Genomic DNA, 20,455 nt, shown 5'->3' with positions numbered 1-20,455 from the left:
TCCCACCGAGAGGTCGCGGACCACCCAGCGCGAGATGCGCCTCGAAATCACCGGTGGGCCTCGGGGCCTTCACCGAGGCCCCGAGGCAGTGCCAGCCCGTCCGTGGCCCAAGCGAAGTGCAGTAGTAGTCCGAATCGTGGACTGTACCGATCGGGAAAGGGCCTGCCCGACAACCGAAGACTCGGCTTGTACGACGGCGAATCGTCAATTATCGACGACCGGGGCGATCATCCTCACTCGCTTGACGGACCAGCGGCCGCGGTTGCGCGTCAGCCCACCAGACAACAGACCCGATCCCACAGTCCGTCAAGGGCGGACGCATCGTTCCGTAACTTTGCGAAGAGCACCATCCCCTCCAGCTGAGCGATGATCGCGGCAGCTATATCCGTTGAGCTGCGGTTTGTTTCGCGCGTTTCGCCGATACCCGCATCGTCGAGCACTTTTGCCAAAATCGAGATCTGTTCATCGTAAATCGCTTCCAGGTCAGACCGAATGACCGCGTCCTGGGCAGAGAGTTCCAGCGACAAGTTATCGAATAGGCAGCCGGTGATCGCGGCGGATACTTTTTCTGCGCGAACGTCGCCGCGTTCTGCTGCTGCCGAACATCTGGGCTTACGTGTCGCAACGACAGTGGCCAAGACCAAGGCTCAAAGGGAGCCGATACCACAGCCGCGGTTCGCCTTTAACGGCGTCCCTATGCTGGTCCGGCCGGGCGCGGTGTGAACCTCCGAGCGAACGCCCCACACGACGTCCATGTGGGCCTCACGTCCAGGGGTGGCTCACTCTCGCGAATACCGTTGCTGCAAGTACGCATCGACTGACTTTCGACTTGACCTCCAAGTTCCGTCGGATCCCTGGTGCGCGTCGAGTCGGCCCCTCCTGGCTGCCTGTCGCAGTGCGTTGTAGCCGATCTCGGGGACAACCAGAGCCTGCAACGGGACGAGACGAGCCGGCCCTGCGATGGACGGGACCACGAACCTGTGCAGGTTGTCGATCACCGATCGCGCGATGAGTTCGGCAAGCGGGCCGTACTCACCCTTGTCCGCGTGATCCAAGGCATCGAGGTACTTCACGCGGTCACGCTTGAACACAATTGCCGGCGGAAACCCGAGGCGGACGAGAATGAGGTTCAGGAGGAGCCTCCCGGTGCGGCCATTGCCGTCCAGGAAGGGATGAATCCGCTCGAATTCGCAATGGATCGCAGCGAGTCGGACCGGAATATCGCGCGGATCCAGGGCGCCCACGTCCAATGACGACAATTGGGCTGCAAACAAATTGACCTCGTCTACCCACGTCGACAGTCGCTCGGGCACCTCGATCCACGGTGGCGGTCTCATCCCACCGTCGAACGCACGAATGTCGTGCCGCCGAAAGCTACCAGGCCCCTCTTCCTGCGTGGCGTCGGGATGCGGGGCGACGTCCCACACCCGCTGCATGACTTGCTGATGCACCGATCGAACCTCGGTGATGGTCACCAAACCCTCGCCTGCGTACCCGTCCGGTGCAGTCGCCTGGGCGTACACCCACTGCGCCGCTTCGCCGTACCCAAGGACTTCCATGTAATCCTTCAGATCTTTCGCTCCCACAGCCTTACGCCGGTCGAGCAATGCCTCGACCTCGCGCAAGACGAGGGTGTTCCCCTCGATCGCGGTGGAGTTGTGGGCTTCGAGGTGCCAGATGTCATCCCAGATAGCGGACGATTCGGCGGGCAATGGCATGCCACCGAAGCGCTGCAGCTCACTCAGCGCCTCGGCAAACTGCCTGTAAATCGATTCGCGGCTAGGCCTGCCACGCGGCATGACAGCCCACCTTCAGAAGTTGTAGCACCTGCATGCCAGCCAAATGTACAGAACAACTTCGGAAGTTGATACACCAGCGAGCTAGCTAATTGAACAAAACAAATTCATGTCCTGCACGTCATGAGCGTGTGATGGCACTTCTGGCTACACAACTGCGAACTCGGCCACGAGATCGGACGCGATCTCGACGCTGCGGCAGGATCTCGACTATCTGGAGCGGGTACTCGCCAAGGAGTGACCCCCGTGATGACGCCCGAGTGGCAGCATCAGCGGCTTCCCCGACACCGGGTCGGCGATGATGCGGTTGTCCAGCCCGAAGACAGCGCGGACACAGTCTTCCGTCAGCACCTCCTCCGGCGTTCCCGAGGCGTGGATTCGGCCGTCCGCCAGCGCGATCAGATGATCCGAATACCGTGCCGCCAGGTTGAGATCGTGCAACACCATCACGATCGTAGTCCCACGAGTTCGATTGAGGTCGGTCAGCAGATCGAGCACCTCGACCTGATGGCTGACGTCGAGGAAGGTCGTCGGCTCGTCGAGCAGCAGTAAGTCGGTGTGTTGCGCGAGAGCCATTGCGATCCATACGCGTTGACGTTGCCCACCGGACAGTTCGTCGATCGCCCGGTCGGCAAGCTGGGCGGTCTGCGTGAGATCGAGCGCGTCGGCGACGGCTTTGTCGTCGTCCTTGCTCCACCGCGAGAACAGTCCCTGATGTGGGTGCCTGCCGCGCCCGACGAGGTCGCTGACGGTGATCCCCTCGGGTGCGATCGGTGATTGCGGAAGCAGACCGAGCATCCTCGCCAGCTGCTTGGGTGGCAGCTGATGAACATCCTTGCCGTCGAGGAGGACATGGCCCTTGTGCGGCTTCAGCAGACGCGACATCGATCGCAGCAAGGTCGACTTCCCGCACGCGTTCGCGCCGACGATGGAGGTGATCCTGCCGGCCGGTACGGACATATCGAGGTCGTCGATGACGGTTCGGTCCCCGTAGCCGAGCGTCAACTTCTCGATCGCGAGCGAGTGGTTCGTGGTCACAGTGAGCCTCCCACGCGGTTGGAGCGGATGATCAGATAGATGAGGTACGGAGCGCCGAGTACCCCGGTCACAATTCCGACGGGATATCGCGTGCCCAGTGCGTATTGGCCGACGAAGTCCGCGACCAGAACGAGAAGAGCGCCGACGAGCGCCGACGGAATCAACAGCGAACCGGCGTCGCCGACGATCCGCGCTGCGATCGGCCCGGACAGAAACGCCACAAACGCAATCGGGCCCGCTGCAGCCGTCGCGAAGGCGATCAGCCCGACGGCGGTGACGATGACGATCAACCGGGTGCGGCCCACCCGCACGCCCAGAGCAGGCGCCATATCGTCACCGAGCTGAGTGACCGCGAGATTTCGACTCTGACCGAGCAGGATCGGGGAGAGGACGGCCAGGGCGATCAAAACAGGAACGACCGCAGACCACGTCGTGCCGTTGATGCTTCCGGTGAGCCACCGCGTCGCTTCCTGCAGGTCCCACTGGGCGGCACGCGAGAGGATGTACGCGGTGACGCTGTCGAGCATGGCGGCGATACCGATTCCGACGAGGATCAGTCGCGTCCCGACGACTCCGTCCTTGAACGACAGAACGTAAACGACGAGGGCGACGACGAGACCGCTGACGATGGCGAAGATCGACACCTGGGTGGCGCCGAGGCCGAGGGTCACGATCGCGAAAGCCGCTGCGGTACTTGCACCCGCACTGATGCCGATGATGTCCGGGCTGGCCAGCGGATTGCGCAGCATCGTTTGGAACGTCACGCCCGCGATCCCGAAGCTGAGACCGGCCGCAATGGCGAGAACCGCGCGCGGAAGTCGTAGTCGGCCCACTGTGTAGCTTGCTCCCGCGACGTCCTGGCCGAGAATCACCCGGATCACATCGCCAGGTGGGTAGAACGTCCGTCCGACCATCAGGGTGACAGCCGTGCCCACGACGATCAGCGCCAGAAGGATCGCGATCGTCGTTCGTCGGCGAGCGGATCTTCGAGCCCGGCCGCGTACCACCATGTCAAGAGTCACAGAGTCGAGAGTCACAGTGCCGACACCTTCTGGCGTCGAACGATGTAGATGAAGAACGGGGCGCCGACGAGCGCCGTGATGATGCCGACGTCGATCTCCGCTGGCCGCGCGACAATGCGACCGAGAACATCTGCCGCCGTCAGCAGCGCTGCCCCACCGAGAGCCGAAAAGGGGAGGAGCCAACGATGATCCACGCCCACGAGCAGTCGGCACATATGCGGCACGACCAGTCCCACGAAACCGATGGGACCGGTCACCGCAGTCACCGCGCCGCAGAGAATCACCGCGCCCACTGCGCAGGCTCCCCGGACGAACGCGACTCGCTCACCCAGACCTGCCGCGAGGTCGTCGCCGAGGGCCAGGGAATTGAGCCCGCGAGCGGACAGCATGCAGATCGCGAAGCCGACGAGCAGGAACGGCAGCACCATCGAGATCCGGTCGAAGACTGCGCCGCCGACACCACCGATCTGCCACGACTGGATTCCACCCGCCAGATCGCTGCGCGGCAACGCAATTGCGCTGACGAAGGACAGCAGTGCTGCCGAGGTGACAGCCCCGGCCAGCGCCAGCTTCAGTGGCGTCGCACCACCGCGTCCGAGCGATCCGATGGCATAGACGAAGATCGCGGCCACCGCTGCGCCTCCGATAGCCACCCAGACGAAACTCGTCGCGGCGGCAAGGCCGAAGAAGGTGATTCCGCTGACGACTGCCAGCGAGGCACCCATATTCACACCCAGAATTCCTGGATCTGCCAAAGGGTTTCGCGTCACGCCCTGCATGACGGCCCCGGACACTGCCAGTGCCGCTCCGGCAAGGAGAGCAAGAACGGTTCTGGGCAGTCGGGCCGCAACCGCAGCTTGGTCGAACCCGTCCCGTGATCCACCGAGCGCCGCGAGGATGTCGTCGACGCCGACCTCGCGGGACCCGATGGTGATCGACGCGATGACAAGTCCGAACAGGACCACGACGAGGACAACAAGTGCGACCGGGCGAACCCACGTCGAACTTCTCGTCACCTCGGGTGCCTCGATGGTCGTCACTGCTATGCAGCGGCGGCTTTGTCGAGCAGGTCCAGATAGTCGTCGAGAACCCAAGAGATCGACAGCGGCGTCGGGTTCGACGCGGTGCCCAGGGGACCATCGCTCGGAAGCGCTACGATTGCCTTGTTTGCGACGGCCGGCATCTGGGACAGCAGGGGATCGGCCTCGAGTGCGCTGACCAGCTCGTCGCCGCCGTAGGTGACGATGATGTCGACGTCACCGAAGGCATCCGCCTGCTCGGCGCTCTGCTTCAGACTGAACTTGTCGGTGGTCGCCGACGCCGTCGCCACGCTCTCGGGCGTCGTCATCCCAAGGTCCTCGAAGAACATCGTTCGGGTGTCGTGTGTGGTGTAGAAGCTGACTTCGCTGAGGTTCGTGGTGTCGACGTGAGTCAGGAACATAGCGGACTTGCCGGTAATGCCGGGGCGCGCCGCGACGGCCTCCTCGATCTGCGCGTCGAGATCGGCGACGAGTTGCTTCCCCTCGTCGGCAAGACCGAGCGCCTCGCTGGAGACGGTGATCATCTCGCGCCACGGGGTTCCCCACGCTGTCTCCGGGTAGGCGACGACGGGTGCGATCTCGCTGAGCTGATCGTAAACCTCTTGTGTCAGGCCGGAATACGCCGCCAGGATCACGTCGGGTTCGGTGTCCGCGACGGCCTCGAAGTCGACGCCGTCGGTTTCGTCGAACAGCACGGGGGTCTCACCGCCGAGTTCGTCGAGCTTGGCGTCGACCCACGGCAGGATCCCGTCGCCGTCGTCGTCACCGAAGTTCGCAGCGGCCATGCCCACCGGAACGACCCCGAGGGCGAGTGGGACTTCCTGGTTGGCCCAGTTGACCGTCGCGACCCGCTCAGGCTTGGACTCGATCGTCGTTGTTCCCAACGCGTGTTCGACGGTGACGGGGGTCCAGTCTTTCTCGGGCTGGCCCTGGTCCGAGGACGATCCGGACGAGCAGGCCGCCAGAGCGACAGTGAGCATTGCGGCGGCGGACACTACCGCGAACCGTGACGCGTGAGACATGACTTCCTTCGGGTTTCATCGCGACAACACCCGGGGGATGATGCGGCAAAAATCTATGCAGGCAAGGGTTACCTCAGTCAAAGTAGTTGAAGCAGAAATACTTGGCAATCGAGCAATTCAGACGTTCGTTGGTGCAAAAGCGACAGATAGTGTCGGCTATCACACCGCTCGAAATTGGCCCGGCGTCATTCCAGTCACTCGGCGGAAGGCCGTGCCGAATGCACTGACCGACCGAAATCCGACAGCGGAGGCGACGTCCTCGATGCTCTCGCCCTGCGCCATCAGAGCGATCGCACGATGGGCACGTGCAGTGGAGACCCACCTGCTGAATCCCACGCCGGTCTCCTCCTGGAGCATTCGAGTGATCGTGCGCGAACTGAGACCGAGCCTGGACGCCCATTGGGCCAGGGTCGTCGGATCGGCGGGGTTCTGCAGCACCGCGTCGACGATCGGCGCCAACCGCAAAGATTCCGGAACACGAAGAAGTAGTTGCTGCTCGGCAGGCTCGAGGACATCGAGCACGAGAGCCTCCGTCGTGGCCCGCGAGGAAGGGGCAAGCGTATCCAGGCCCAGGCGGTCGAGCAGAAGCCTCAGCATGTCCGAGATATCTACTGCCACCGGCACTGTGGAGAGCGGCGGTGCTTCGTGGACACTGAACTGGGCAGCCCTTGACCAGGTTCCCGCAGCCATCCATCCCGTATGCGGAACTCCCGCCGGGATCCACAACCCGACCGACGACGTAATGGTCCACGTCCTCGACCCGACCGTTGCCGTCGACGCACCACGGGAGTTCCACAGCAGTTCGTGGGTGGGGTGCGAGTGCTCGGCCCAGCGGGTGTCCCGCGCCATCACCTCCGATGCGCCGGCGATGACGAACGGGACGTCGATCTCACCTGCGCTGTACAGCGGCAACGTGCGAGTGTCGACCGCTCCGCGATGGACGTCGCGGGCTCCGGTCGTGGTCACGAAAGCCAATCTACCGACATGCGCGATGTTACGTTTGCGGCTGTGAAATCACCTGTTTCCGATTATCTCCGGGAAGTACTCGACGACCTTGCCGACGACGCGGACGGTGCAGTTGCGGACTACATTCCCGAGCTGATGAACGCCGATCCCGATGTATTCGGTATCGCGCTCACCACCGTCGACGGTCGCACCCATTCCGTCGGCAACGACGAGGTCGAGTTCTCCATACAATCCATTTCGAAGCCCTTCGCGTATGCCGCCGCGCTGACCGATCGTGGATTCGATTCTGTCGCAGACGCTGTCGGAGTCGAACCGTCGGGAGAGGCGTTCAACGAGCTGTCGCTCGAAGGCGATTCCCGACGCCCGAAGAACGCCATGATCAATGCCGGTGCGATCACGACGCATTCACTGTTGGGCTCGGACACCGAACAGCGCGTCGAGCGGGCACTCGCCTTCTTCTCGACACTGGCGGGTCGCCGTTTGGTGGTCAGCGAATCTGTGTGCCGGTCCGAGCTGGACACTGCGGACCGCAACCTGGCCATCGCACACATGCTGCGCAATTACGGGATACTCGAAGAGGAGGCCCATGCCGTGGTCGAGGGTTATACGAAGCAGTGTTCCGTGAACGTGACGGCGCGTGACCTCTCGGTCATGGGAGCCACACTTGCCAATGCAGGCGTTCATCCGGTGTCCAAGGAGCGTGTGCTGTCGAGAGCTGTTGCACGCCAAACCTTGTCGGTCATGGCGAGCTCGGGGATGTACGACGCGGCCGGGCACTGGCTCACCGCCGTCGGAATCCCCGCGAAGAGTGGTGTCTCGGGTGGCCTGCTGGGCGCACTGCCCGGTCAGGCCGGGGTCGGCGTCTTCTCGCCACGGCTCGACAGCCACGGCAACAGCGTCCGCGGAGTCAAGGTCTTCGAGCGACTGTCCGACGATATGGGCCTGCACCTCATGGACGTCGAACCCTACGGTTCGTCGGTGGTCCGGGACATCCGCGTCGTCGACCGGGAACTAGTCGTCGAGCTTCAGGGCGTCATCCAGTTCACCGGGGCCGAGAACATCCTCGACGGGTTGGAGAACGACGACTCGGGCACCTCGACCGTCGTCATCGATGTGGGTCGAGTGGACAGGCTCAGCGACGTGGGTCGCCGCATGGTGCTCGAGGGCATGCGGCGCTTGGCGCTCGACGGACGGACCGTGGCGCTCGTGGATCCCGACGGTGTGCTCCCGGACCCCGACTTCGGCGACGGTAGGTACCCGGAGATTCGTTGGAGCATGGGGGCGAAAAGCTAATTACCGCAGTGTAATTCGAGGTCTCGATTTGACCACGAAGATAACGAGTGTGTGACGCGGGTAACACATCCGGCCTCCGCCGCGACATACTCGTCACGCGGCGCACACCAAGCGGGCGGACTGCACGCCCAGCACCAAGACTCGACCCCCGGAGGCTCAGCATGACCGTTGTCAATGATTACTCGAAGCTGGCCTTCGTCGACCGCACTGTCACCGCCTACACCACACCCGCCATCGTACCTATCGACACCGCGGGCACGCAGACTCCTGTCTTCTGCATCCACCCGATCGAGGGCCTGACCAGCTGCTACGCCGAGCTCGCCACACGCCTCGGGGCAGATCGCCCCGTCTACGGTGTTCAGGCGTCGCCGGTGGATGCGCGTCCGGCATCGATCGCAGCCCTCGCTTCCCACTACGCCGACGAGATCCTCGAGGTATCTGCGGCGGGGCCGGTCAACCTTCTGGGACTGTCGTTCGGTGGCCTACTGGCCCACGCCATCGCTGTCGAACTCCAGCGGCGCGGCGGCGACGTGGTCAGCCTCACCCTCCTCGGTAGCGATCCTCTGCACCATGACGGAGAATCGCCGCACGACATGCTGACGAAGATGGGCGACGACATCGATCGAAGCCGGGCCGAGGAACTCCTCGCCGCCGCTGCTCACAACGAGTCCCTCGCCGACCGTCACTTCCCCGGCGTCTACGTCGGCACCGCGCTGGTCGTCTCCGACGAGGACTCCGTCGGCGGGCCGGCGTGGCACCCGTTCATCAGTGGCGAGGTACTCAAGTACAGCGTGCCTCAGGTCGACGACTTTGCCGTTGTCGGAGAGCTTGTCGACCGCTTCATCTAGTCCGCCATGCGTCAGGGGACAGGGGTGGGAGCCAGCGAGTTGCCGACCGGAATGGTGGCGCAATTGCTGTGCGTCGGGCCGCCGGCGAACCGTTCCGTCAGGAACTGCAGAGCCTGAGCCTCGAAGGGTGGGAAAGCCATCTCGTGGTTCAAGCCGTCGTACTGGGCGTACTGCACATCGACACCGCGGCCGCAGTACTCGTGCGCGAGCGCCTGAACGTCGGCGGTGATCATGACGGTATCGCCGATGGGATCCGAGTGCCCGACCGCCAAGAACAGCGGAGCTCTCGGCGTCCCGGAGATACCCATGATGTTGTCGTTGATGATCTCGACCACAGCCGGAACGTCGAGCAGCGAGGTGTACGGCGCCTTCACCATGTCGGCGTCGGTCAGAGTGGGGTAGTCGTCGGCGAACTGGGCGATGCACTCCTGGTCGACCTGATCCATCACCTGTAGGCCGTAGTCCGAGACGAACTCGCTCGTGTCCAGACCGTACGCCCGCTGATAGGCGACGATGAGCGCTGGAATCACCCCTGCCCATTTCGGGCTGCCACTGACGTACGGGAGGTTGTGCGCAAAGTCGACGGGCACACCACCTGCAGCGACGCCGACGATGTTCAGCTCAGGTGCGTAGCGCGGCGCGACCTCGGCACCCCACTGCGTCGGTACGGATCCACCCGAGTAGCCGAGCAACCCAACCGGAGTCGACGACGGAAGCCCGAGAAACGACTCCGCAGCACGGACGCCGTCGAGAGCGGCGTATCCGGATTGCCGTCCGACCGTCCACTCCAGCTCTTCACCCTCGTAATCCGGTGCGACCACGGTGTAGCCGGCGGCAAGGTAACCGGCGATGACGGTTTGTTCGGCGCTCGCGATCGGGCTGGTCGCACCGCCGCTCAAGGTGTACGACGGGTCGCACTGAGATCCGAGCGCGTCGTAGGCCATGTGGTACGAAACGATCTTCGCCGGCCCGGGGATCAGCGGCCGCAATACCGTTGCGACAGTCACGACGCTCTCGCCCTGCTGGTCGGTAGTCCGATACAGCACCTGCTCGCCCTTGATGGGCGTGGTCAGAGTCGGCGTCGCGAAGGTCATGGGCCGGGTCCGCAAGACAGTTCCCGGAGCGACGTCGAGCGAACCGTCGTAGCTGTAGAACGGATCGTTCGCGGGGATCGGAGAGCCCGGACCCGGGTCTGCCTGAGCAACGTACGCGGTCGATCCGAGTACCAACGCGATCAGCGCAACCAACCGCACAAGAGAGCCTTTACCGATCTGTGACATGGCACAGATTAAAGCGCACGACGCCCGCTCGGAGAAGACGAATGTCCGAGTCTCATCCTCCAAGGATGGGTTCGATCTCCACGAATTCGACGACGGGCGGCTACTTGAGGACGATGTTGACCATCCGACCCGGGATGACGATGACCTTGGTCGGCGCCTTGCCGTCGAGCAGGGCCACGATCTTCTCCTCCGCCAACGCGGTCTTCTCGACCTCGTCGACAGACGAATCCGCGGGCACGGTGATGCGGCTGCGTACCTTGCCGTTGACCTGAATCGGATAATCGACGGTGTCGGCGACGAGCCACTTGGCGTCGACCCGCGGGAACGGCCCGTGCGCAAGCGAACGGTCGTGACCGAGCCGGCGCCACAGCTCCTCCGACAGGTGCGGTGCCATCGGAGCGAGCATCAGAACCAACGGCTCGACCACACCGCGTGGCGCGCCGTCGGGGTATACCTTGGTGAGGTGATTGGTCAGCTCGATGAGCTTGGCTCCGGCCGTATTGTCGCGCAGCGCGGTGTAGTCCGCCTCCACGCCGTCGATCACACGGTTGAGAACCCGCAGAGTGTCCTCGGTCGGCTTCTCGTCGGTGACGCGAACCGCGCCGGTCTCCTCGTCGAGAACCAGCCGCCAGACTCGCTGCAGGAACCGCTGCGCACCGACGACATCCTTCGTCGCCCAGGGGCGTGAGGTGTCGAGCGGTCCCATCGACATCTCGTAGACGCGCAAGGTGTCGGCACCGTACTCGGCGAAGATGTCGTCGGGGGAGACGGAATTCTTCAGGCTCTTGCCCATCTTCCCGTACTCACGATCGACAGGTTCACCCTGATAGAAGTAGCCACCGTCGCGCTCTTCCACTTCGTCGGCGGGAACGTAGACCCCGCGCGCGTCGGTGAAGGCATACGCCTGGATGTAGCCCTGGTTGTACAGGCGTCGGTAGGGTTCGCTCGAGCTGACGTGGCCCAGATCGAAGAGCACTTTGTGCCAGAACCGCGAGTACAGCAAGTGCAACACCGCATGTTCGACGCCACCGACGTAGAGGTCGACGCCGCCAGGATCGTTCGGTCCGTGGATCTCCGGACGTGGTCCGACCCAGTACTTCTCGTTCTCCGGATCGGCAAAGGTCTCCGAGTTGGTGGGGTCGATGTAGCGCAGCTGGTACCACGAGCTGCCTGCCCACTGCGGCATGACGTTGGTGTCGCGGCGGTAGGTCTGCAGCCCGTCGCCGAGGTCGAGTTCGACGTTCACCCAATCCGACGCCTTGGCCAGCGGCGGCGACGGCTCCGAACTCGCGTCATCGGGATCGAAGGAGACCGGCGCATAGTCCTCGACCTCGGGAAGCTCAACGGGCAGAACCGAATCCGGAAGAGCGTGTGCGTTGCCGTCGGAGTCGTACACGATCGGGAACGGCTCGCCCCAGTAACGCTGACGCGCGAACAGCCAGTCGCGCAACTTGTACTGAATCGTTCCGCGGCCCTTGCCGTCGTTCTCCAGGTGAGCCACCACGGAAGCTTTGGCATCCTCGACCGAAATTCCGTCCAGGAAGCCGGAATTGACCAGTAATCCCTCGCCGGTGTAGGCAGCGACGGTGACGTCGCCGCCGGCAATGACTTCGCGAATAGGCAAGCCGAACTTGGTCGCGAACTCCCAGTCACGCTGGTCATGCCCCGGCACCGCCATGATTGCGCCCGTGCCGTAGCCGGTCAACACGTAGTCGGCGATGAATACCGGTACCTGCTCGCCGTTGACTGGATTCTCGGCGTAGGAACCGGTGAAGACGCCGGTCTTCTCCTTGTTCTCCTGGCGCTCGAGATCGGACTTCGCCGCAATCGACGCGCGGTAGGCCGCAATGGCTTCCGCGGGGGTTGCAGCGCCGCCGGTCCACTCGTCCGACACCCCGCTGGGCCACTCGGACGCAACCAACCCGTCGACCAGTTCGTGCTCGGGGGCGAGGACGACGTAGCTGGCACCGAACAGAGTGTCCGGACGAGTGGTGAACACCTCGATTCCGGAAAACGACACCTGCGCGCCACGGGATCGCCCGATCCAGTTGCGCTGCATGGTCTTGACTTTCTCCGGCCAGTCCAGGTACTCGAGGTCGTCGATCAGGCGGTCCGAGTATGCGGTGATACGCATCATCCACTGCCGCAGGTTCTTTCGGAATACCGGGAAGTTGCCGCGATCACTGCGTCCGTCTGCGGTGACCTCCTCGTTGGCGAGTACGGTGCCCAGCCCGGGGCACCAGTTGACCATCGAGTTGGACTCGTAGACCAGCCTGAACGAGTCCAGGACCGAAGACCGCTCCGAGGCCGACAACGACGACCAGGAACGCCCGTCGTCCAATGCCCGCTCCCCGGAGGAAAATTCCGCTTCCAGCTCCGAGATCGGGCGTGCTTTGGACTGGTCGACGTCGTACCAGGCGTTGAAGATCTGCAGGAAGATCCACTGCGTCCAGTGGTAGAAGTCGACATCCGTCGTCGCCAGCGACCGTCGCCGATCGTGCCCGAGACCCAGCCGCCGCAGCTGGCGACGCATGTTCGCGATGTTGGCCTCGGTCGTCGATCGGGGGTGTGTACCGGTCTGCACGGCGTACTGCTCGGCCGGCAGCCCGAAGGCGTCGTAGCCGAGCGCGTGCAGAACGTTGCGCCCGTGCATGCGGTGGAAGCGCGCGAAAACATCCGTCGCGATGTATCCCAGTGGATGCCCGACGTGCAGGCCACTGCCCGACGGGTACGGGAACATGTCCTGGACGAAGAGCTTGTCCTTCGGAACCTCACCGGCAAGCGATCCGACAGGGTTGGGGGCGTCGAAGATGCCCTGCTCATCCCACAGGTCTTGCCACTGCTGCTCGATCCGCCCCGCCACATCCGCGGTGTAGCGATGCTCGGGGACGGACTCGGAAGGCGTTTCGACTGGATCGGTCACACCTACCAGCCTAAAGCGTGAGCTGGGGCGCCTGGTACCGCGGCCTGTACTCGACGTATCCTTACCTACCGTGATCGTCGTGTCGATACTGATGTTCGTGCTTGCCCTCGTCGTCGGCCTGGTAGCCGTCGCGAGCCTGGCGGGCAAACTGCCGCGCAACCGCTGGGCAGGGGTCCGGACAACCGAGTCGATGCGCGACGACGACACATTCGTCATGGCCAACCGTGTCGCCGGCCCCACCAACGCCGCAGCCGCCCTGCTCCTCTTCATCGGAGGCGCCGCCGCAGTGCTGCTGACCGGAGCTTTTGCCGTCGTCGCAGTCGTGGCATGCCTGATCGCCGCATTCGTGACTGCGGGTGTCGGAGGCTCGATCGGGGCCCGCGCCGCCGCTGCCGCACCCGTCCCCGAGACCGGTGGATGTGGCCACTCCTGCATTTCCTGCAGCCTCAAGGACACGTGCGCCCCAAGCTGACCTAGACCATGAAGCAGCGGACATTCGACCCGGCAGGCGTCGTTTTCGGCGTCGTCGTTCCAATTGCTGCTGCGGCTCTGGGGTTGACTGCCGTCGAGCTCTGGAAATCCAGACTTCCGGAGCAAATCGCAACGCACTGGTCCGGTACTCAGCCCGATGGCTTCATGAGCCCCAGCACGAGTGCGTGGACCCTCGCAATCGTCATCGTCCTTGTCGGCGGCGGGTGCAGTGCACTGGCGGCGCTCGCCCACGGCCTGCTCATCATGCGACGGACGATGCTGATGATCGGCCTCACCGTCGTCGGGCTCATCACCGTCCTTCAACTGGCCATCCTCGAGAAACAGCTCGACTTGACCTCGGTGGACAACGTGGAAGTGCCTGGGTGGGCGCTCGGCGTCGGTACCCTGGTGGGATTCTCCGTGGGACTCCTCGGGGCATCCCTGCTCCGCGACTACCGCGAGCGCACCGATGCCGAGTCGGTGCCACCGGCGTCCCTGCCCAGAGCAACCGACCTGGATCTTCCCATCGTCGAACCCCTGGGCGCCGGTAGGGTCGCACTCACGATCCTGTTCTCGATCACCGCAGCGGCTGCGGCATTGACCTGCTGGTTGTCGGAATCCTGGTGGCCGGTTGCGATTTTCGCGCCGCTCGCGGTACTGACGGTGTCCCTCATGCGCTACGAACTGATCGTCGATCGAGCCGGACTGCATGTGCGCAGTCTCGGGATGTCCGCGTTCGACTACTCGATCGGTGAGATAACCGGTGCGTCCGTACGTGAGGTGGATCCGTTCTCGGATTTCGGTGGATGGGGTTTACGCGCCAAAGGTCGCGGGAACTACGCAGTCGCGACAACGAAAGGTCCGGCGGTGTTCGTGACGTTCGCCAACGGACAACGATTGACGATCACGACAGCCAACGCAGAACACATAGCCGGCACCATCAACACGCTTTGTTCCCGGCTCTGATCGTCGGAAAACAAAACTGATTGCCGCTTTTTGTGGCTAGGCTGGTCGGACACAGGGGTAGCGACCGGAGGCCATGACGAACGACATAGGACCACCGGTAGACAGGCGGCAGGGGCAGGGCGCCAGTCACCGGCGTCCATCGACCGACACCGTGTGGACGGCACTGCAAGAGTGGTATCAGCAACCGTTCGACTACGAGTGGATCATCACGCACCGATCGACCCGGGGACTGCACCGCTCCATCCAGAATGTCTTCGGTGCAGCAACGCTGCTGTTCGCCGCTGCATCGATACTCATGTTGTTCAGTTCGCGCGGTCCACAAGGCATGTTGGCCCAGGCGTGGGTCGGACTTGTCCTGATGCTCCAGCTGGCCGTCGCGCTTCGGTGGTTCTTCGGTCCGCTGCCCACCCGCCGAGACTTCATCGGGTTCGCAATTTTCGGCGATGTCGGGCTTGCGTCGGTGCTTGTGCTGTACGAGCCGTTCGGTGGACTCATCGGTTCCGGACTCTTTGTCGTCACCGGCGCGTTGTGCACCTATTTCCTGAGTCAACGATGGCTGCTTGCCCACCTCGCCTGGTGCGCCGTCATCGTCTCCATCACTACGGTTCGGGCGTGCCTGTGGAGTGTCGAGGACAACCCGACGGCCATCGCCGGCGGGCTTGTCGTGTTCGCGATCAACTCGGCGATTCCCCTACTCGCTCATATCGCGTGGACGGCAATCGGCCGCGATGCCAGAAGATCTCTTCTCGATCCACTCACCGGGCTTCTGAACAGACGTGGAGTCGAGGACGCAGCTTCCGTACTCATGTCGAGTGGCCACGCGCTGGGACACTCGCTTGTCATCGTCGTGGTGGATATCGACAGGTTCAAGGCGGTCAACGACTACTTCGGACACGATGCCGGAGACGACGTCATCGTCACGGTGTCGCACCGACTGCGCGAGCTGTTCCAGCGCGACGGTGTGGTGGCGAGAACGGGCGGTGAGGAGTTCCTGATCGTGTTCTCCGGCCCGATCGAACACGCACACGATCTCATCTACGCAGTCGGGCGCTCGCTCTACCGTCCGTCGGATCCGATCCCGATCACCGTCAGCGTCGGTGCCGCCATCGTTTCCAACCCCTCGGACCGGTGGAGCGGAGGTCCCAGCATCATCACGAAGGCGACGAGAGCCGCCGACTCCATGATGTACCGCGCCAAGTACGACGGCGGAAATCGCACGGCAACAACACAACTGTGAATCGAGAATCGCCCGAGTCCGCCGCGATATGCGACGGACTCGGGTTTCCTACGTGCCACGGATGGCTAGGCTCGTTCGCCTACTCAGCCACCGGTGACCGGCGAGTTGAACGCGCAGGGAATTGCGTTGGCCGGAGTACCGACCGGATCGAGAGCATTCTTCACGATGCCGATCGCACGAAGCGATACTGAGATCGAGAGATGGTCGGACAGATCGATCCCACAGCCGTCCTGGAGCAAGATGTTCTTGACGGTCGCGTTGGGTCCGGCATCGAGGAACGTCGTCTTGTAGGGGGTGACAACCTCGTCGTATCGAGTCCCGAGCACGGTGTAGTCGATGCCCGGCTCGGTGTCCCCACCGACGGCCAGCGCCTTGACCAGGGGTGAGTCGATGACCTGATCGGACGCGGCAGGACCGGCAATAGCGCCGACGAGGCCGAGCACGTTCAGTCCGAGGTTGTTGATGGTGCGGCCGAGCGTGCCGATGCCGACGAGCGTGGTGCCGTGATTCGATCCGGCAACGCTGACGACCTTGTTGACCTTGTTCTGGCTCGGGTCCGAGGGGTTGGCTCCACCTTCGAAGCGGAGGTACTGACGGGTGACCAGACCGCCCTGCGAGTGTCCGACGATGTTCACCTTGCTGGCGCCGGTGCGGGCGAGAACCGCGTCGATGTAGGTTGCGATTTCCTTGGCGCTCTCGGCAACTGGGCCGGTTCCGCGAACGGACTTCACGTGGCTCAGGCCGCTGGCGTCACTGTCACCGTAATTGAGCGCGAACACGCAGTGTCCTGCTGCCTTCAGTGCAGGCGACATGCGAGAGAAGTTGTTGAATGCGTTCTCCCATGTTCCGTGCAGCAAGACGACCGGCTCGGGGTGCGTCGCGGTGGGCTTGCAGTTCCAGTCGTTCGCACCCTGCGGCGCGACGTTGGGGTTGACCACGTTGTAGAGGAACCCGGCGATGAAGTTGGTGAACACCGGTCCGTAGCCGGAGGTCTCACTCTCCGGGTCGTAGGTGCTGGAGGCCGTGCCGACCTGATCGACACTGGGGCGCTCGACGCCCTGGTCCTCGGCCTTGACGCGCTGCTCTTCGCTGCCCTCGGGCGGCACGACATCCGCGCCGTCCTCGGTGATCGTGGCCGGCGGGGCCGGTTCTACTACGGGCTGCGCTGTGGCGGTGACGGTTCCGGCGAGAAACAGTGCACAGGATATTGCTCCGATGGTCGCGGTCCACCGCGCTGTGCCGCCGGATCGGGCATGCTTGATCGACATAGGCCGTTCGCTTTCTTCATGTGGTCATCCAAGGACGCGACCACGAGCAATCGTGAGCGCAAAGATGCCGTTACTGCATCGATTCGTCGCATACCGAAACACACGACCTACACGAAAGATCGGTCCTGACAACGACCTTCGAGTTTCGCCTCCGGAAACCCTGCCTTCTCCGTGTGGCACAGCGTCGATGCTGTCAGCCGAGCCAGAAGGAACACTAAGTTCCCCGGAAGGGTTTTCCTATGTTGTTCGGCAAGTTCTGGAGAAGGCTATGCCATTCTTCGTCGTCGTTGGGCACCCTCACAAACGAGGTCCGAATACACCGCAGATGTCGTGAGCCAAGTGAACTATCCACAGAAATCGCCTGCGAAGGATGATGCGCACGCCCGCCGCGCGACGCTAGCGTCCAAGCGACCCCTATTGCCTTGGAGGAAAACGTGGCACGAATCGAGCACCCTGGTGGAGTAATCGCTGCGGCGTACACCGGTCGGTTGGCGACGAACCCGGTACCTGCGCTCCGGCTGCCGGAGGAGCAACTCGACCCGGAGGCCGCGTATCGCTTCATTCACGACGAACTGATGCTCGACGGTTCGTCCCGCCTCAACCTCGCCACGTTCGTCACGACGTGGATGGATCCACAGGCCGAGAAGCTGATGGCGGAAACGTTCGACAAGAACATGATCGACAAGGACGAATACCCCGCGACGGCGTCGATCGAAGAACGCTGCGTCAACATGGTCGCCGACCTGTTCCATGCGCCAGGGCTCGATCCGGAAGATCCGGGCAGCGCGACGGGTGTGTCCACGATCGGCTCGAGCGAAGCGGTGATGCTTGCAGGACTTGCTCTCAAGTGGCGGTGGCGTGCACGACGCGGTGACGCCGACACAAGTCGGCCGAATCTCGTGCTGGGCAGCAATGTTCAGGTCGTCTGGGAGAAGTTCTGCCGCTACTTCGACGTCGAGCCGAAGTATCTGCCGATGGAACCGGGCCGCTACATCATCACACCCGATCAGGTACGCGAGGCCGTCGACGAGAACACCATCGGCGTCGTTGCGATTCTCGGCACCACATTCACCGGGGAGCTGGAGCCCGTCTCGGAGATCTGCGACATGCTCGACTCGCTCGCGGCGGGTGGCGGCCCCGATATCCCCGTCCACGTCGACGCGGCCAGCGGCGGATTCGTCGTACCGTTCCTGCATCCGCACCTCGAGTGGGACTTCCGGCTTCCGCGCGTGAAATCGATCAACGCCAGCGGTCACAAATATGGATTGACCTATCCAGGCATAGGATTCGCGGTGTGGCGTACTCGTGAGGATCTACCCGAGGACCTGGTGTTCCGGGTCAACTATCTCGGCGGAGACATGCCGACGTTCACGCTGAACTTCTCGCGGCCCGGAAATCAGGTCATCGGCCAGTACTACAATTTTCTCCGCCTCGGTCGGTCCGGATACACCGATATCATGCATGCGTTGCGCGACACTGCAGTTCGGGTGAGCGGACATCTTTCCGAGCACCCGGCATTTCATGTCATCACCGACGGCAGCGCGATCCCGGTGATCTCGTTCGAGTTGACCGGGAAGCAGCATTACACGGTATTCGACGTCTCGCACGAACTGCGGGCCCGCGGTTGGCAAGTACCGGCATACACGATGCCCGACAACGCAACCGACGTCGCCGTGCTCCGTATCGTCGTGCGCGAGGGCTTCAGCGCGGACCTGGGACGTCTGCTGTGCATCGCAATCGGCGAAGTGGTCGACCAACTCGATGCGGCGGCAGCCGGGAAGGGCCATCCGGCGAGGACGCATTTCGCGCATTGATGCAGCTCCGCCGCAGTGGCGCGGTTAAGTGTCCTGGGATGCACTTATTCGTGCCACTGGGGGCGGAGCCCCCATCGGCACTGGGGGGAGCACCCATCAGTTCCGTTCTACATCGATCGGATGTGACGCCAGCATCGCCAGCGGCATCGGTTGACGCCGCAGTACATGTCCCCACAGATCTATCTTCGGTGGCCCGATGACGTCGGACGCGAGAGCGGACACCACCATCCAGTCGTCTCGTTCGAGTTCGCCCTCGAGTTGACCGAGTGTCCAGCCCGAGTAGCCGGCGAAGATTCGGAGACCTTCCACGAGCGGGGCAATATCGGCAGGGTCGGAATCCAGATCGACCATGACCACCCTCCCGTCCACGCGTCGTACCCCTGGAAGACCGTCGATGTCGACGCCGGTGCGAACGGTCGCCAGGCACAGCGCCGAGTCACGCTTCACGGGGCCGCCGACGAACAGAGCCTTCGGTCGGGCGGCGAGATCCGCCCACTTCGGCAGAACGTTCGCGATGGCGGTCTCGCTCGGCCGATTGATGACGACACCGAGGCTGCCTGCGTCGTTGTGCTCGATGATGTAGATGACGGTACGTCTGAACGTCGGTTCGACGAGTTCGGTCGACGACACCAGCAGGCTCCCTGGCCGTACTCCCTGGTCGACGGATGCCGTCTGGTCTTCAGGTTCTTCCGCGTGCGCCGCCATGGGAACATTGTGGCACCGCGCACAAGCGGATGTGACGTAAGGAATCGCACGAGTCGAGCAGGTGTCACTCCAACCCTGCTAGTTCGATCAGACATGCCAATTGGTACTCGAACAGGTCGTCTCGGCTGCTGAAGGTATCTGCACCGTACTGGTCGAAGACATCGAAACTCACCGCCCCGAACAGCGACGCCCACACCGACACTCCGCGGGCAATTGCCTCGTCGGGCAATTCCGTTCCCAATTCGTTACGAATCTCGGTGAAGCTTCCGTGCAACGACGCGAGCGACGACGGTGACGGTCGGTCGGTCAGCTGCCCCGACCGGAAGGCCGCATCGAAGATCGACACGAGCGTGACGACGACTCGCGTGCCCGGCCCGGTCGTCTGCTCGGCGGGCGCGTGGTACCCGGGAACCGGACTTCCGAACAGCAACGCGTATCGCGCCGGTTCGCTCAGACCCCACTTTCGGACGGCACGACCGAGGGCCAGGAACTTCTCGACCGGGCTCTCGGCCGCGTCGACCGCGGCATCGACCTCGTCGCCCAGTTCGGTGTAGGCGTCGACGACGAGGAGGGTCAGCAGTTCGTCCCGGCTCTTGACGTAGCGATAGACCGCCGAGGACACGACACCGAGATCACGTGCCACCGCCCGCAGGGACAGCGCTGCCGCACCATCGGCGGCGAGATGATCGCGACCGATACGCGTGATGTCGGCCAGCGTCTGCGCCCTGGCGCGCGCACGGGGAGTGGTCGTCATAGAAGACACAGT

18 protein-coding genes are annotated in these 20,455 nt (G+C 63.5%); 6 read left to right on the top strand and 12 right to left on the bottom strand.

Annotation, left to right across the window (positions count from 1 at the left end):
* Window positions 1-269: 269 nt before the first annotated feature.
* From WDS16_RS22380 to WDS16_RS22350, 7 genes are all read right to left on the bottom strand, one after another.
* Window positions 270-638 carry a TetR family transcriptional regulator C-terminal domain-containing protein gene (locus WDS16_RS22380; RefSeq protein WP_338887822.1) on the bottom strand — a complete coding sequence of 123 codons (369 nt, stop codon included), beginning with the start codon at window positions 636-638 and terminating at the stop codon, window positions 270-272.
* Between the two features lie 141 nt (window positions 639-779).
* Window positions 780-1,799, bottom strand: a complete 1,020-nt coding sequence (locus tag WDS16_RS22375; protein WP_338887820.1) for a Fic family protein — start codon at window positions 1,797-1,799, stop codon at window positions 780-782.
* Between the two features lie 207 nt (window positions 1,800-2,006).
* The gene (locus tag WDS16_RS22370) at window positions 2,007-2,834 is read right to left on the bottom strand and encodes an ABC transporter ATP-binding protein (RefSeq protein ID WP_338887819.1); all 828 of its coding nucleotides are present in this window, start codon (window positions 2,832-2,834) and stop codon (window positions 2,007-2,009) included.
* On the bottom strand, window positions 2,831-3,844 hold the full coding sequence (locus WDS16_RS22365) for a FecCD family ABC transporter permease (protein WP_338893570.1): 1,014 nt from the start codon (window positions 3,842-3,844) through the stop codon (window positions 2,831-2,833). The genes WDS16_RS22370 and WDS16_RS22365 overlap by 4 nt, the downstream gene beginning before the upstream one ends.
* 23 nt (window positions 3,845-3,867) lie before the next feature.
* A complete protein-coding gene (locus WDS16_RS22360) occupies window positions 3,868-4,887 on the bottom strand; it encodes a FecCD family ABC transporter permease (RefSeq protein ID WP_422395854.1) in 1,020 nt (339 codons plus the stop codon).
* 11 nt (window positions 4,888-4,898) lie between these two features.
* Complete coding sequence (locus WDS16_RS22355; RefSeq protein WP_338887818.1) at window positions 4,899-5,918, bottom strand: iron-siderophore ABC transporter substrate-binding protein; 1,020 nt, start codon at window positions 5,916-5,918, stop codon at window positions 4,899-4,901.
* Between the two features lie 159 nt (window positions 5,919-6,077).
* Window positions 6,078-6,884, bottom strand: coding sequence for an AraC family transcriptional regulator (locus WDS16_RS22350; protein ID WP_338887817.1), 807 nt, complete (start codon window positions 6,882-6,884; stop codon window positions 6,078-6,080).
* 42 nt (window positions 6,885-6,926) lie between these two features.
* Here WDS16_RS22350 and WDS16_RS22345 point away from each other — a divergent pair, with 42 nt between their 5' ends.
* Together WDS16_RS22345 and WDS16_RS22340 are read left to right on the top strand one after the other, a co-directional pair.
* Window positions 6,927-8,177 (top strand): glutaminase, encoded by a 1,251-nt coding sequence (locus tag WDS16_RS22345; protein ID WP_338887816.1) that lies wholly within the window; start codon window positions 6,927-6,929, stop codon window positions 8,175-8,177.
* A gap of 161 nt (window positions 8,178-8,338) precedes the next feature.
* Window positions 8,339-9,025: a thioesterase domain-containing protein gene (locus WDS16_RS22340; protein WP_338887814.1), complete on the top strand. Its 687-nt coding sequence runs from the start codon at window positions 8,339-8,341 to the stop codon at window positions 9,023-9,025.
* 11 nt (window positions 9,026-9,036) lie between these two features.
* Here WDS16_RS22340 and WDS16_RS22335 read toward each other — a convergent pair whose 3' ends face one another.
* Window positions 9,037-10,305, bottom strand: a complete 1,269-nt coding sequence (locus WDS16_RS22335) for a lipase family protein (RefSeq protein WP_338887812.1) — start codon at window positions 10,303-10,305, stop codon at window positions 9,037-9,039.
* A 100-nt stretch (window positions 10,306-10,405) separates the two neighbouring features.
* Window positions 10,406-13,228 carry a leucine--tRNA ligase gene (leuS, locus tag WDS16_RS22330; RefSeq protein WP_338887810.1) on the bottom strand — a complete coding sequence of 941 codons (2,823 nt, stop codon included), beginning with the start codon at window positions 13,226-13,228 and terminating at the stop codon, window positions 10,406-10,408.
* 70 nt (window positions 13,229-13,298) lie between these two features.
* Here leuS and WDS16_RS22325 point away from each other — a divergent pair, with 70 nt between their 5' ends.
* The 3 genes from WDS16_RS22325 to WDS16_RS22315 all read left to right on the top strand — a co-directional run bounded on the left by WDS16_RS22325 (window position 13,299) and on the right by WDS16_RS22315 (window position 15,902).
* Window positions 13,299-13,700 (top strand): SdpI family protein, encoded by a 402-nt coding sequence (locus WDS16_RS22325; protein ID WP_338887809.1) that lies wholly within the window; start codon window positions 13,299-13,301, stop codon window positions 13,698-13,700.
* A gap of 8 nt (window positions 13,701-13,708) precedes the next feature.
* Complete coding sequence (locus WDS16_RS22320; protein WP_338887808.1) at window positions 13,709-14,665, top strand: DUF1648 domain-containing protein; 957 nt, start codon at window positions 13,709-13,711, stop codon at window positions 14,663-14,665.
* Between the two features lie 73 nt (window positions 14,666-14,738).
* On the top strand, window positions 14,739-15,902 hold the full coding sequence (locus tag WDS16_RS22315) for a GGDEF domain-containing protein (protein WP_338887807.1): 1,164 nt from the start codon (window positions 14,739-14,741) through the stop codon (window positions 15,900-15,902).
* Window positions 15,903-15,985: 83 nt separating this feature from the next.
* Here WDS16_RS22315 and WDS16_RS22310 read toward each other — a convergent pair whose 3' ends face one another.
* On the bottom strand, window positions 15,986-17,170 hold the full coding sequence (locus WDS16_RS22310) for an esterase/lipase family protein (RefSeq protein WP_338887805.1): 1,185 nt from the start codon (window positions 17,168-17,170) through the stop codon (window positions 15,986-15,988).
* Between the two features lie 422 nt (window positions 17,171-17,592).
* Between WDS16_RS22310 and WDS16_RS22305 the strand changes: the two genes are divergently transcribed.
* Entirely contained in the window at window positions 17,593-18,984 is a 1,392-nt protein-coding gene (locus tag WDS16_RS22305; RefSeq protein ID WP_422395697.1) for a glutamate decarboxylase, read from the top strand.
* Window positions 18,985-19,080: 96 nt separating this feature from the next.
* Here the strand turns inward: WDS16_RS22305 and WDS16_RS22300 are convergent, their stop codons facing one another.
* Complete coding sequence (locus tag WDS16_RS22300) at window positions 19,081-19,689, bottom strand: YqgE/AlgH family protein (protein ID WP_338887802.1); 609 nt, start codon at window positions 19,687-19,689, stop codon at window positions 19,081-19,083.
* 64 nt (window positions 19,690-19,753) lie between these two features.
* A complete protein-coding gene (locus WDS16_RS22295) occupies window positions 19,754-20,443 on the bottom strand; it encodes a TetR/AcrR family transcriptional regulator (RefSeq protein ID WP_338887800.1) in 690 nt (229 codons plus the stop codon).
* Window positions 20,444-20,455: the final 12 nt, after the last annotated feature.

Source organism: Rhodococcus sovatensis, assembly GCF_037327425.1.
GTDB lineage: Bacteria > Actinomycetota > Actinomycetes > Mycobacteriales > Mycobacteriaceae > Rhodococcoides > Rhodococcoides sovatense.
The sequence above is the reverse complement of the archived record's forward strand: the minus strand, read 5'-3'. Positions and strand labels throughout refer to the sequence as shown.

Bases quoted from the DNA above. Each gene is read 5' to 3' on its own strand.
- WDS16_RS22375 (WP_338887820.1), bottom strand. From the start codon at position 1,799: ATGCCGCGTGGCAGGCCTAGCCGCGAATCGATTTACAGGCAGTTTGCC.
- WDS16_RS22365 (WP_338893570.1), bottom strand. From the start codon at position 3,844: ATGGTGGTACGCGGCCGGGCTCGAAGATCCGCTCGCCGACGAACGACG.
- WDS16_RS22355 (WP_338887818.1), bottom strand. From the start codon at position 5,918: ATGTCTCACGCGTCACGGTTCGCGGTAGTGTCCGCCGCCGCAATGCTC.
- WDS16_RS22340 (WP_338887814.1), top strand. From the start codon at position 8,339: ATGACCGTTGTCAATGATTACTCGAAGCTGGCCTTCGTCGACCGCACT.
- WDS16_RS22335 (WP_338887812.1), bottom strand. From the start codon at position 10,305: ATGTCACAGATCGGTAAAGGCTCTCTTGTGCGGTTGGTTGCGCTGATC.
- WDS16_RS22320 (WP_338887808.1), top strand. From the start codon at position 13,709: ATGAAGCAGCGGACATTCGACCCGGCAGGCGTCGTTTTCGGCGTCGTC.
- WDS16_RS22315 (WP_338887807.1), top strand. From the start codon at position 14,739: ATGACGAACGACATAGGACCACCGGTAGACAGGCGGCAGGGGCAGGGC.
- WDS16_RS22310 (WP_338887805.1), bottom strand. From the start codon at position 17,170: ATGTCGATCAAGCATGCCCGATCCGGCGGCACAGCGCGGTGGACCGCG.
- WDS16_RS22300 (WP_338887802.1), bottom strand. From the start codon at position 19,689: ATGGCGGCGCACGCGGAAGAACCTGAAGACCAGACGGCATCCGTCGAC.
- WDS16_RS22295 (WP_338887800.1), bottom strand. From the start codon at position 20,443: ATGACGACCACTCCCCGTGCGCGCGCCAGGGCGCAGACGCTGGCCGAC.